Source organism: Pelagibius sp. (genome assembly GCF_028281305.1).
In the GTDB taxonomy this organism is placed as follows: Bacteria; Pseudomonadota; Alphaproteobacteria; order Kiloniellales; family Kiloniellaceae; genus Pelagibius.
The window spans coordinates 1-13,336 of sequence record NZ_JANQKD010000081.1 but is presented as its reverse complement, the minus strand read 5'-3'; the positions used below and the strand labels follow the sequence as shown (position 1 = coordinate 13,336).

General features: G+C 67.9%; 9 protein-coding genes. 7 read left to right on the top strand and 2 right to left on the bottom strand.

Annotated features, from left to right (window positions below):
- On the top strand, positions 1-4,375 hold a 4,375-nt coding region (gene gltB, locus Q0982_RS15975; RefSeq protein ID WP_299397163.1), incomplete at its 5' end, for a glutamate synthase large subunit.
- Between the two features lie 202 nt (positions 4,376-4,577).
- Complete coding sequence (locus Q0982_RS15970) at positions 4,578-5,246, top strand: glutathione S-transferase family protein (RefSeq protein WP_299397162.1); 669 nt, start codon at positions 4,578-4,580, stop codon at positions 5,244-5,246.
- Positions 5,247-5,390: 144 nt separating this feature from the next.
- On the opposite strand, the gene Q0982_RS15965 is transcribed toward Q0982_RS15970, so the two are convergent.
- Positions 5,391-6,107: a hypothetical protein gene (locus Q0982_RS15965; RefSeq protein WP_299397160.1), complete on the bottom strand. Its 717-nt coding sequence runs from the start codon at positions 6,105-6,107 to the stop codon at positions 5,391-5,393.
- Positions 6,108-6,389: 282 nt separating this feature from the next.
- Between Q0982_RS15965 and Q0982_RS15960 the strand changes: the two genes are divergently transcribed.
- The gene (locus Q0982_RS15960) at positions 6,390-7,307 is read left to right on the top strand and encodes an SDR family oxidoreductase (RefSeq protein ID WP_299397159.1); all 918 of its coding nucleotides are present in this window, start codon (positions 6,390-6,392) and stop codon (positions 7,305-7,307) included.
- 10 nt (positions 7,308-7,317) lie between these two features.
- Here the strand turns inward: Q0982_RS15960 and Q0982_RS15955 are convergent, their stop codons facing one another.
- Positions 7,318-8,130 (bottom strand): carboxylesterase, encoded by an 813-nt coding sequence (locus tag Q0982_RS15955; protein ID WP_299397157.1) that lies wholly within the window; start codon positions 8,128-8,130, stop codon positions 7,318-7,320.
- A 75-nt stretch (positions 8,131-8,205) separates the two neighbouring features.
- Between Q0982_RS15955 and Q0982_RS15950 the strand changes: the two genes are divergently transcribed.
- From Q0982_RS15950 to Q0982_RS15935, 4 genes are all read left to right on the top strand, one after another.
- A complete protein-coding gene (locus Q0982_RS15950; protein WP_299397155.1) occupies positions 8,206-9,420 on the top strand; it encodes a glycosyltransferase family 4 protein in 1,215 nt (404 codons plus the stop codon).
- Between the two features lie 119 nt (positions 9,421-9,539).
- Positions 9,540-11,489, top strand: a complete 1,950-nt coding sequence (gene thrS / locus Q0982_RS15945; RefSeq protein ID WP_299397154.1) for a threonine--tRNA ligase — start codon at positions 9,540-9,542, stop codon at positions 11,487-11,489.
- 223 nt (positions 11,490-11,712) lie between these two features.
- Positions 11,713-12,201, top strand: coding sequence for a translation initiation factor IF-3 (gene infC / locus Q0982_RS15940; RefSeq protein WP_322097045.1), 489 nt, complete (start codon positions 11,713-11,715; stop codon positions 12,199-12,201).
- 206 nt (positions 12,202-12,407) lie between these two features.
- Positions 12,408-12,794, top strand: coding sequence for a cupin domain-containing protein (locus Q0982_RS15935; RefSeq protein WP_299397152.1), 387 nt, complete (start codon positions 12,408-12,410; stop codon positions 12,792-12,794).
- The last annotated feature ends 542 nt before the right edge of the window (positions 12,795-13,336 follow it).

Sequence of the window (13,336 nt, the reverse complement as noted above, 5' to 3'; positions counted from 1 at the left end):
CGAGGCGCTGAAGGCGGTCTGGCACCGCGGCGCCGTCGACGCCGACGGCAAGACCGGCGACGGCGCCGGCATCCATCTGCAGATCCCCCAGGACTTTTTTCGCGAGCACGTGGAAGGCACCGGGCACGAGCCCGGCGATGCGACCTTGGCTGTCGGCATGGTCTTCCTGCCGCGTACCGACTTCGGCGCGCAGGAGCGCTGCCGCGTGCTGGTGGAGCGGGAGATCCTGAACTTCGGCTACACCATCTACGGCTGGCGCCAGGTTCCGGTGAACACCGAGATCGTCGGCGAAAAGGCCAACGCCACCCGCCCCGAGATCGAACAGGTGATGATCGCCAACACCCGCGGTGTATCGAACCCGCAGTTTGAAATCGATCTCTACATCATCCGCCGGCGCATCGAAAAGGCGGCGGAGGAGGAGTCGATTCAGGACTTCTACATCTGTTCGCTGTCCTGCCGCTCGGTGATCTACAAGGGCATGTTCCTGGCCGAACAGCTCTCGACGTTCTATCCCGACCTGCAGGACGAGCGCTTCGCCTCCAACTTCGTCATCTTCCATCAGCGCTACTCGACCAACACCTTCCCGACCTGGCGGCTGGCCCAGCCCTTCCGCATCCTCGCCCACAACGGCGAGATCAACACCCTGAAGGGCAACGTCAACTGGATGCAGGCGCATGAGTGCCGCATGGCCTCGGAGACCTTCGCCGACCACGTCGAGGATCTGAAGCCGGTGATCGCCGCCGGCTCCTCGGACTCCGCCGCGCTGGACGCGGTGGCCGAACTGATGGTGCGCGCCGGGCGTCATCTGCCCATGGTGAAGACCATGCTGATCCCCGAGGCCTGGGGGCAGGATCCCTCCATGCCGCAGGCCCACCGCGATCTCTACAGCTACTGCAACGCGGTGATGGAGCCCTGGGACGGCCCCGCCGCGGTCTGCGGCTTCGGCGGCCGCTGGGCGGTGGCCGGCATGGACCGCAACGGCCTCCGGCCCATGCGCTACACCATCACCAACGACGGCCTGCTCTTCGCCGGATCGGAAACCGGCATGGTGCGCATCGACGAGCAGCGCATCGTCGAGAAGGGCCGCCTCGGCCCCGGCCAGATGATCGCCGTCGACCTGCATGACGGCCGGCTCTACCACGACGGCGAAATCAAGGCTCACCTCGCCGCCCAGAAGCCCTTCGGCGACTGGATTGCCAACGTCACCTCCATCGACGACCTGCTGCGGCCCGACCACGGCGAGCCGGTGCGCTGGGAGGGCGAGGCTCTGCGCCGGCGCCAGCTCACCTATGGCCTGACGATGGAGGACCTGGAACTGATCCTCCATCCCATGGTGGAGGACGCCAAGGAGGCGATCGGCTCCATGGGCGACGACACGCCGCTGGCCGTGCTGTCCAGCCGCTACCGCGGCATGCACCATTTCTTCCGCCAGAACTTCAGCCAGGTCACCAACCCGCCGATCGACTCCCTGCGCGAGCGCCGGGTGATGACCCTGAAGACGCGCCTGGGCAACCTCGGCAACATCCTCGACGAGGACGAGGCCCAGCTGCGCCTGCTGCAGTTGGAATCGCCGGTGCTGTCCAACGCAGAGTTCGATGCCCTGCTGGTGCACATGGGCGATAGCGCCACCGCCATCGACTGCACCTTTCCGGCAGACGCCGGCGAGGCGGGGCTGGGCGAGGCGCTCGACCGCATTCGCCTGGAGGCCGAGAACGCCGTGCGTGAAGGCTGCGAGCACGTCATTCTCAGCGACGAGGCGGTCTCCGCCGGGCGCGTTGCCGTGCCCATGATCCTCGCCACCGGTGCCGTCCACAATCACCTGGTCAAGCAGAAGCTGCGCACCTTCGTGTCGCTGAACGTGCGCGCCGGCGAGTGCCTGGACGTGCATTACTTCGCCGTCCTGATCGGCGTCGGCGCCACCACGGTGAACGCCTATCTGGCGCAGGAGTCGATTGCCGAGCGGCATCGCCGCGGTCTCTTCGGCGACCGTCCGCTGGAGGACTGCGTGCAGCGTTACATCAAGGCGGTGGACGACGGCCTGCTGAAGATCATGTCCAAGATGGGCATCGCGGTGATCTCCTCCTACCGCGGCGGCTGCAACTTCGAGGCGGTGGGCCTCTCGCGCACCCTGGTGGACGAGTACTTCATGCCGATGCCCAGCCGGCTGTCCGGCATCGGTCTTACCGGCATCGAGCAGAAGGTCCTGGACCTCCATCAGCGCGCCTGGACCGAAGACTTCCTGGCGCTGCCGGTGGGCGGCTTCTTCCGCTACCGCCGCGGCGGCGAGAGCCACGCCTGGGAGGCGGGGCTGATTCACACCCTGCAGCATGCGGTGGCGACGGACTCCTACACCACCTACCGCAAGTTCTCCGACGGTGTGCACAGCCAGCATCCGAGCAACCTGCGCGACCTCCTGGACTTCAAGGTGGCCGACGTCGAGCCGGTGCCGATCGAAGAGGTCGAGTCCATCACCGCGATCCGCAAGCGCTTCGTCACCCCGGGCATGTCGCTGGGTGCGCTCTCGCCGGAGGCGCATGGCACCCTCAACATTGCCATGAACCGTATCGGGGCGAAGTCTGATTCCGGCGAGGGCGGCGAGGACCCGGCGCGCTTTACCCCGCATGCCAACGGCGACAACGAGAACTCGGCCATCAAGCAGGTCGCCTCCGGGCGCTTCGGCGTCACCGCGGAGTACCTGAACCAGTGCCGCGAGATCGAGATCAAGGTGGCCCAGGGCGCCAAGCCCGGCGAAGGCGGCCAGCTCCCCGGCTTCAAGGTGACCGAGATGATCGCCAAGCTGCGTCACTCGACGCCGGGGGTGATGCTGATCTCGCCGCCGCCGCACCACGACATCTACTCCATCGAGGATCTGGCGCAGCTCATCTACGACCTGAAGCAGATCAATCCCGACGCCAAGGTCTGCGTGAAGCTGGTGGCGCGCTCGGGCATCGGCACCATCGCCGCGGGCGTCGCCAAGGCCAAGGCGGACGTGATCCTGATCTCCGGCAACACCGGCGGCACCGGCGCCTCGCCGCAGACCTCCATCAAGTTCGCCGGCGTGCCCTGGGAAATGGGCCTCTCGGAGGTGAGCCAGGTGCTCACCCTCAACCGCCTGCGCCACAATGTCACCCTGCGCACCGACGGCGGCACCAAGACCGGCCGCGACGTGGTCATCGCCGCCATGCTGGGGGCCGAGGAGTTCGGCGTCGGCACCGCTTCGCTGGTGGCCATGGGCTGCATCATGGTGCGGCAATGCCATTCCAACACCTGCCCGGTGGGCGTCTGCGTGCAGGACGAGGCCTTGCGCAAGAAGTTCACGGGAACGCCGGAAAAGGTAGTGAACCTCTTCAGCTTCATCGCCGAGGAAGTGCGTGAGATCCTGGCGCAGCTCGGCGTGCGCAGCCTGAACGAGGTCATCGGGCGCAGCGACCTGCTGATGCAGGTCAGCCGCGGCGCCGCCCACCTGGACGACCTGGACCTCAACCCGCTGCTGGTGCGCGCCGACGCCGGCGACGACCCGACCTATTGCACCCTTGTGGGCCGCAACGAGGTTCCGGAGACCCTCGACGCGCAGATCATCGAAGACGCCGAGCCGCTGTTCAAGGACGGCGAGAAGATGCAGCTGCAGTATTCGATCCGCAACACCCACCGCGCCATCGGCACCAAGCTTTCGGCCATGATCACCCGGCAGTTCGGCATGACCGGGCTGGACGCCGGCCACGTCACCGTGCGGCTGCGCGGCTCGGCCGGCCAGTCGCTGGGCGCCTTTGCGGTGCAGGGCCTGAAGCTGGAGGTCTTCGGCGACGCCAACGACTACGTCGGCAAGGGGCTCTCGGGCGGCACCATCGTGGTGCGCCCGCTCACCTCCAGCCGCCTGGCGAGCAACGAGAACACCATCATCGGCAACACCGTGCTCTACGGCGCCACCGGCGGCAATCTCTATGCCGCCGGCCAGGCGGGCGAGCGCTTCTGCGTGCGCAACTCGGCCGCCGTTGCGGTGGTGGAGGGCTGCGGCTCCAACGGCTGCGAGTACATGACCGGCGGCGTCGCGGTGATCCTCGGGTCCGTCGGGGCCAACTTCGCCGCCGGCATGTCCGGCGGCATGGCCTTCATCTACGACGTCGACGACCTGCTGCCGGAGCGCATCAACAGCGAGTCCGTGATCTACCAGCGCATCGAAACCGACTATTGGGAAAACGCGCTGCGGGAGCTGATTTCCGAGCACTGGCGCGAAACCCAGTCGGCCTTCGCCCAGCAGCTGCTGGTCGACTGGCAGCACGAAAAGAACCGCTTCTGGCAGGTCGTGCCGAAGGAGATGGTGGACCGCCTCGCTCACCCGGTGACCCGCGAGGCCGCCCAGGCGCAACGCGCCTAATAGCAAAGCCCAGGCGCAGCGCGCCTGATACGATGAGCAGGACGCAGCGCGCCTGATAGCGAAGAGGGCGTTCCTACGCGCTCCTGCATCGCCGCCGGCTGCAGCGTCCGGTGGTGGTGCGGCGGGCGATGCAGCCCTGCCCCCCTTTTCGCCCCCAAACGCTCCTGTTCACCCGGGGGCCGAGACCCTATAGTCCGCGGCCATGCGCCAGCTCTATCACCTCGCCATCGATCCCGGCTGCCGGGCCATCCGCGTCATGCTGGCGGAAAAGGGGATCGACTGCGAACTGAGGACCGAAAAGGTCTGGGAGCGGCGGGAGGTCTTCCTGCACATGAACCCGGCGGGCCAGGTGCCGGTCTTCATCGACGACGACGGCACCGCCATTCCCGGGACCACGGTGATCGCCGAGTACCTGGAAGAGGCCTATCCCGAGCCGACGCTGCTGGGCGAGGCGTCGCTGGACCGTGCCGAGGTGCGCCGGCTGGAAAACTGGTTCGCCGAGAAGTTTCACCGCGAGGTCACGGTGAACCTGGTCGAGGAGAAGATCATGAAGCGCTTCCTGGGCCTCGGCACGCCCAACTCCGCTGCCATCCGCGCCGGTCTCGCCAACATTCATTATCACCTGGAGTACATCGGCTGGCTCTGCGACCGGCGGCGCTGGTTGGCCGGCGATTTCTTCTCCCGCGCCGATATCGCCGCGGCCTGCCAGATCTCCGCCGTCGACTATCTGGGCGACGTTCCCTGGACCCGCCACACCGGCGCCAAGGACTGGTACGCCCGCATCAAGTCGCGCCCCAGCTTCCGCGCCATCCTGGCCGACCACATCTCCGGCGCCCGCCCGCCCAAGCACTACGCCGACCTGGACTTTTAGGAGGGCACGGCATTCCCCCTCACCCAGCTTCGGCTAGGTTCGCGATGCTCACCAAGCCTGCGCAACCCTCTCCCCGCCGGGGAGAGGGAGGGACCCGCGAAGCGGGAGGGTGAGGGGAAAGGCTGGGTGAGGGGGTGGCCGCCCCTACTCCACCTTTAGGTCGAGCTTGGCGATGTTGGCCTGGGCGGCGGCCGCCGTGGCGCTTTCCGGGGCCAGGTTGGCGGCTTCGATCCAGTCGTCGCGGGCGCCGCCGTCGTCGCCGGCCAGGCGCCGCAGGTTGCCGCGCTCCAGGTAGCCTTCGGCGTTGCGGGGATCGAGGGCCAGGGCACGCTCCACGTCGGCCAGGGCGCGGGCCGGCTGGTCGAGGTAGCGGTGGGCACTGGCCCGGAGCACCAGGATGTCGGCCCGCTGCGGGGCATTGGCCTGGGCGCGGTTGAGGTCGGACAGGGCGGCTTCGAAGTCGCCGGCCGCCGCCGTGGTCATGGAGCGGTCGACCAGCAGATCGACATTGTTCGGCTCCCGCGCCACGGCGATGGACTGGACCGCGTAGGCGCGCTCCAGGTTCTCCGCCAGGAACCAGGCCTGTCCGGCCTGGATGAGGATCGGGATCTGCAGAAAGGCGAAGCCCTGTTCCAGGCTGGACGCCAGAGTCTCCAGCTCTTCCCCGGCCGCGGCATGGTGGCCAAGCTGCAGCAGCGCCACAGCGGCGCAGTGGCGGGCGGGATCGCCGCCGCCCAGATCGGCCCAGGTCTGCGCCTGCTCCAGGGCCTGGTCCGGATCCAGTTCCACAAGATCCATACAGGCGGCATAGCGGGCGGCCTGTTCCTGGTCGTCGCTCTGGGCCCAGGCAGGGCTCTGCACCCATGCCGCCAAGGCTGCGCAGGCAAGACCCAGGCACGCCAGCAGCGCCGCCGGGGTCCGCCGGGGGTACTGTCCGGAATGTCTGCACTTTTGTGCCGTCACGGCCTCGCCTATATCCTTGCTGTCAGCGCAGTGCGCGCCTGTTTGGAAGCGGGCCGCCAACTTAGGCAAGAAGTGCCCCCGGGAAAACCGCCTTGTGGGAAACAGCCTTGTGTCGGGGGCTGCCCTGGCGTCGGCCGGCATTGCGCCGCATAGGAACAGAGGCCAGGAGGATCGAGACCGGTGAGCGAAGAACACGGGGCCCGGGTGGGGGCCGGGACATCCGCCGGCGGGCGCCGGCTGTTCTGCTTCGGGCTGGGCTTCAGCGCGCTGGCCCTGGCGCGCCGCCTGTTGGAGGAAGGCTGGGCTGTCGCCGGAACGACGCGTTCCGAAGACAAGGCCGCCGCGCTGGCCGCCGAAGGCATCGAGGTCTTCCCCTTCGACCGGGAACGTCCGCGGGAGATCCCGGCCTCGGCCCTGGCGGGCACGACCCATCTGCTCAGCAGCATTGCGCCGGACGAGGCGGGCGATCCGGTCATCGACAGCTATGGCGCCGCGTTGGCGGCGGCCGAGACCCTGCAGTGGGTTGGCTACCTCTCGACCACCGGCGTCTACGGCACCCGCGACGGCGGCTGGGTCGACGAGGACTCCGACCTCAGGCCGAGCGCCGCGCGCAGCCGCCGGCGCGTTGCGGCGGAAGAGGCCTGGCTGGCGGCCTGGCGCCAAGACGGCCTGCCGGTTCACATCTTTCGCCTTGCCGGCATCTACGGCCCCGGCCGCTCCATGCTCGACACCGTGCGCGCAGGCCGGGCCAAGCGCATCGACCGCCCCGGCCAGGTCTTCAGCCGCATCCATGTGGACGATATCGCCGCCGTGCTGCAGGCTTCCATCGCGCGGCCCAACCCGGGGCGCGTCTACAATGTTTGCGACGACGACCCGGCACCGCCCGCCGAGGTGACGGCCTATGCCTGCGGTCTCCTGGGGGTCGAGCCGCCGCCCCTGGTGGCGCTGGAGGAAGCGGGCCTTTCGCCCATGGGCCTCACCTTCTGGTCGGACAACAAGCGCGTTTCCAACCGCCGCCTGCACGAGGAACTGGGCGTGGACCTCCGGTACCCGACCTACAAGGCCGGGCTCGACGCGCTGCTGGCAGAGGGCCATTGAACTCCGGTCATCACGGCGTGCGGCAGCGGTCGATCAGGGCTTCGAGGGTCCTCATAATGAGGGCCAGTTCGTCCGGCTCCGACAGCCTATGGCCGGCGTTCTTTAGCAGGGTCAGTTCGACGTCGTCGCTCTCCAGCGCCTCGCAGAGCTTCAGCGTGGTCTGCCAGGGCACGTCCGGGTCTTTCATGCCGTGGACAAGGCGTACCGGGCAGGAGATCGGGATCGGCTTGCCGAACAGCAGGTGTTCGCGCGCCTCTTCGATCAGCCGCATGGTGATCACGTAAGGCTCTTCGCTGTAGGCGGAGGGATAGAGCACATAGCCGTCGCGCGCCATCTGTTCGCGCAGCGCCTCGGTCGTGCGGGCCTGGATCAGGTATTCGGTGAAGTCGGGCGCGGCGGCGATGCCGAGCAGGCCGGCGATCCGCTGCGGCCGTGCCAGTGCCGCCAGCATCGCCATCCAGCCGCCCATGGACGAGCCGATCAGGATCTGCGGCCCCTCGGTGAGGCTGTCGAGCACCGCCAGGCTGTCGGCCAGCCAGCCGCCGATGGTACCGTCCTCGAAACGGCCGGGGGAGGCGCCGTGACCGCGGTAGTCGAAGCGCAGAAAGCCGAGGCCCCGGGCCTGCGCGAAAGCTTCCAGCGTCAGGGCCTTGGTGCCGCTCATGTCGGACATGAAGCCGCCGAGGAAGATCAGCCCCGGCGAGGCGGGCGTTTCCTCGGCGCTGGCTTTTCCCGTCTCCGTCTTGTAATAGGCGAGGACGGTACCGTCATCGCAGGTTAGGATCTGCGGAGACGGGCCGGCAGGCGATTCGGGATCAGACATGGTGTCTTTCAGCTTCATTGTTGCGCAGTCGGCCCCCCTTGCCTGCGGCGGGGGTCACGGGAATCGCCCGGCGCCATGAGCATCACCGAGACTAGCACCGCGACCACCCGCGTCGAAAGCGCACCGGCCAGCAAAGGCCCGGTGGTGATGCAGATTGTGCCGGCACTGGTCACCGGCGGCGCGGAGCGCGGCACAATCGACATTGCCGGGGCCATCGTCGCGGAGGGCGGAACCGCCATCGTCGCCTCCGAAGGCGGGCCGATGGAACACGACCTGAAGCGCCTGGGCGCGCTGCATTTGAAGATGCCCCTGGCCTCCAAGAACCCACTGGTGATGCGGCGCAACGTCACCCGTCTGCAGCGGGCGATCGAGAGCTACGGCGTCGATCTGCTGCATGTGCGCTCGCGGGCGCCGGCCTGGTCGGCCCATGCCGCCGCGCGCCGCAGCGGCTGCCATTTCATCACCACCTTTCATGCGCCCTATAACTTCTCCAATGCGCTGAAGAAGCGTTACAACGCGATCATGGTCGAGGGCGAGCGCGTCATCGCGATCTCGGAGTTCATCGCCCAGCACGTGCGCGAGCACTACAAGGTCGACCCGAAAAAGCTGCGTGTCATTCCGCGCGGCGTCGATCTGGCCCGCTTCGACCCCGACCGGGTGAGTGCGGAGCGCATGATCCAACTCTCCACCCGGTGGCGCCTGCCGGACGGGCTGCCACTGATCCTGATGCCGGGCCGGCTGACGCGCTGGAAAGGCCAGGCGGTGCTGCTGGAGGCCCTCAGCCACCTGCGCGACCTGGATTACCGCTGCGTCTTCGTCGGCTCCGACCAGGGCCGCACGGCCTACCGCCGGGAACTGGAGGGGCTGATCTCCCAGCACGGCCTGGAGGGCAAGGTCTCCCTGCTCGACGAGTGCAAGGACATGCCGGCGGCCTACATGCTCTCCGACGTGGTGGTCTCCGCCTCCACCGACCCGGAGGGTTTCGGACGGGTGATCGGCGAGGCCCAGGCGCTGGGCCGCCCGGTGGTGGCCAGCGACCACGGCGGCGCCCGCGAGCAGATCCTGGCCGGACAGACCGGCTTCCTCTTCCCTTCCGGCGATGCCGCCGCCCTGGCGGAGGCCCTGCACAAGGCCCTGGGGCTGACGCGCGACGAGCGGGCGCTGCTTCACAGTGCCGCCATCGCCCGTGTGCGCCAGCATTTCTCCAAGGATCAGATGTGTGCCAAGACCCTCGCGGTCTACAAAGAGGTGCTGCGGTCCGGCGCCTGGGCGCCCGGGGCGCATCCTTGACAGGCATTGGAATCCTTCTAGAGTTGCCGCCGCTTTCAGCCCCCGCGATCGCCCGCAGGGGCTGAAAGCGGCGCGCCTCGCCGCGCGGACTGCATCCTTGAACCTGCCGTGGCCGACGTATGGACCTGACGCAAGCAAAACAGATCTCGATCACCCTGCCGGATGGTTCCGCCAAGACCTTCGACGGGCCGGTAACCGGCGCCGAGGTGGCGGCCAGCATCGGACCGGGCCTCGCCAAGGCGGCCCTGGCGATCAAGGTCGACGGCGTGCTGAAGGACCTGGCAGCGCCCATCGCCGGCGATGCGGCGGTGGAGATCGTCACCGCCGGCCATGAGGACAGCCTGGAACTGCTGCGCCACGACTGCGCCCACGTGCTGGCCGAGGCCGCGCAGGAGCTCTATCCGGACACCCAGGTGACCTTCGGGCCCGCCATCGAAAACGGCTTCTACTACGACTTCGCCCGCGCCACGCCCTTCACGCCGGAGGATCTGGCGGCCATCGAGCAGCGCATGCACGAGATCGTCGACCGCGACGAGACCATCACGCGGGAGGCCTGGGACCGCGACGACGCCATCCGCCACTTCATGGAGAAGGGCGAGAAGTACAAGGCCGAGCACGTTGAGACGCTGCCCCGCGACGCGGAGATCTCCATCTACCGCCAGGGCGACTGGCTCGACCTCTGCACCGGCCCGCACCTGCCCTCCACCAGGAAGCTGGGCCACGCCTTCAAGCTGACCAAGGTTTCCGGCGCCTATTGGCGCGGCGATGCGCGCAACGAACAGCTCCAGCGCGTCTACGGCACCTGCTGGGAGACGGAAAAGCAGCTCAAGGCCTACCTCACCATGGTCGAGGAGGCCGAGAAGCGCGACCACCGGCGCCTGGGCCGCGAGATGAACCTCTTCCACCTGCAGGAAGAGGCGGTGGGCTCGGTGTTCTGGCACCCCAAGGGCTGGGCCCTCTACCGCACCGTCGAGGACTATATGCGCCGGCGGCTCGACGAGGCGGGGTATCTCGAGGTGAAGACCCCGCAGCTCATCGACCGCGCGCTCTGGGAGGCCTCGGGCCACTGGGAGAAGTTCCACGAGCACATGTTCATCGCCGAGTCCGAGGACCGCTCTCTGGCGGTGAAGCCGATGAACTGCCCGGGGCACGTGCAGATCTTCAAGCAGGGCATCACCAGCTACCGCGACCTGCCGCTGCGCATGGCCGAGTTCGGCGCCTGCCACCGCAACGAACCTTCCGGCGCCCTGCACGGGCTGATGCGGGTGCGCGCCTTCACCCAGGACGATGCCCACATCTTCGCGACGCCGGAGCAGATCAACAGCGAAACGGTGATCTTCTGCGACCTGCTGCAGAGCATCTACCGCGACTTCGGCTTCGACGAGGTGGTGGTGAAGTTCTCCGACCGGCCGCCGGTCCGCGCCGGCGACGACGCGACCTGGGACAAGGCGGAGGCGGCGCTGCTGGATGCGGTGCGCGAGGCCGGCCTCGAGTACAGCCTGAACCCGGGCGAAGGCGCCTTCTACGGCCCCAAGCTGGAATTCGTGCTGCGCGACGCCATCGGGCGCGACTGGCAGTGCGGCACCTTCCAGGTCGACTTCGTGCTGCCGGAGCGCCTCGGTGCCAGCTACATCGGCGAGGACGGCGAGAAGCACCGCCCGGTCATGCTGCACCGGGCCATTCTCGGCTCCTTCGAGCGCTTCCTGGCGATCCTGATCGAGCAGTTTGCCGGCCGCTTCCCGCTCTGGCTGGCGCCGGTGCAGGTGGTGGTTGCGACCATCACCTCGGACGCCAACGACTATGCGGCGGCGGTCAGGGACCGCCTGGCGGCCCAGGGCCTGCGGGTCGAAGCCGATCTGCGCAACGAGAAAATCAATTATAAGGTGCGCGAGCACTCCCTGGCGAAGGTTCCGGTGATCGCCGTGGTCGGGCGCCGGGAGGCCGAGGAAGGCAAGGTCGCCCTGCGCCGCCTGGGCAGCAAAGAGCAAGAGATCCTTGCGCTTGACGATGCAGCGGCTAGGATCATGGCGGAAGCGGCAGGCCCGGGCGCTGAGGCGCCAGCGGCCTGACCGCGAAATGGCCGGTTGTGCCGGGCGCTTGTGCGAGACCCGGGCCGCTGGCCGAAGGGCCCGCGAAGAAGCCTGCCCGCCGAGGAGGGGAAGCCGCCGCCAGCCATGGCGGGGCGGATTTCAGATCCCGATTGAGTGGTTAGCCAGCTATGGATGGAAACGAGGAGCTTAAGCAATAGCACGCCCACCCTTTGACAGCGCGCCGTCCCGTGACGGTCCGCGCGTGAATGACATGATCACGTCGGCACAGGTCCGGCTGGTCGACGAGAACGGCGAACAGGTCGGGATCGTTCCCACCGCAGATGCGCTGCGCCGGGCGCAGGATGTTGGTCTGGACCTTCTGGAGGTCTCGCCCAACGCGGACCCGCCGGTCTGCAAGATCCTCGACTACGGCCGCTTCCGCTATGAGGCCCAGAAGAAGAAGAACGAGGCCCGCAAGAAGCAGAAGACCATCGACGTCAAAGAAATCAAGATGCGGCCCAACATCGACACCCACGACTACGAGGTGAAGATGCGCTCGATCCACCGCTTCATCGGCGAGGGCGACAAGGTCAAGGTGACCATGCGCTTCCGCGGCCGGGAGATGGTGCACCAGGAGATCGGCAAGCAGGTGCTGGACCGGGTCCGCGAGGAGATGGAGCCGACCGCCAAGGTCGAGCAGTTCCCCAAGCTTGAAGGCCGCCAGATGACGATGGTCATGGCACCGCGCTAGCGGTGCGGGGGTCATGGCGCCGCGCGAGCGGTGCGGGGGTCATGGCGCCGCGCGAGCGGTGCGCGGTTCGTTCCTTGATACTTCTCTAGGGAAGGGGCGCCCCAGCAGGCCGGTCTGCCGCCCGCAGCCTTACTTAGCGGTCCGCGCCGATTGCGCCTGACTGCAACAGATCAACAGCCGCACAGCAGACGAAGGGGAGACTGGCGATGAACCCCGTGGTCAACCTGAAAGCGCAGCTTGACGGTGTGGAGGACCTTTGGTCGCCCCGCGTGGTCGGCCGCGTGAACGACCAGTTCGTCAAGGTCGCCAAGGTGAAGGGCGCGCTGGCCTGGCACAAGCACGACGCTGAGGACGAACTCTTTCTGGTGCTGAAAGGCCGCCTCGTCATCCAGTACGAGGATGGCGCGGTCACCTTGGAAGAAGGCGACATGCACATCGTGCCCAAGGGCCGGATGCACAATCCCGTCGCGGCGGAGGAGTGCTGGATCGCGCTGGTCGAAACCGTGACCACCCGGCACACCGGCGACGTCGTCACGGAGAAGACCAAGCCGGTCGACCGGCAGATCGCCGACGGCGGCACCCTCGCCGATTAGGGGGGGTCCCGCCTTCGGCAGCCGGCAGCGAGCAGCGGAGAAGCCGTCACCCCCTCCCGACCTCCCCCCATCAAGGGGGGAGGGGATTTCTCAAGCCATCCGCATGAGCTTCCTTACCCGGCACCTCGTCTGGTCAAAAGCACTCGGATCTGACCAGCACCAAACCGGGTCTCGCCAACAACATGCTGGGCAGTCTCTTATCCCCCTCCCCCTGGATGGGGGAGGGATGGGGTGGGGCTGGCGACGGACATCTGCGGCTTCAAGCGTCAGGCGCCGAAACCGCCGTCGCCGAGGCGCTATGCGCCGAATCCGCCGTCGCCGAGGCGCTATGCGCCGAATCCGCCGTCAATCGTATGCTGGGCGCCGGTGATGTAGGCGGCTTCCGGCCCCACGCGATAGACGACCATGCCGGCGATCTCTGCCGCTCCGGCCAACGCCTGCTGCTTTGCAGCCAGCCGAAGGGCAGGAGCACGCGGCGCTCGGTCCCGCTGCCGCCGTGCACGCCGCGGCCTTCCCCGATGCTTCACGATGCGGCCGTGAGG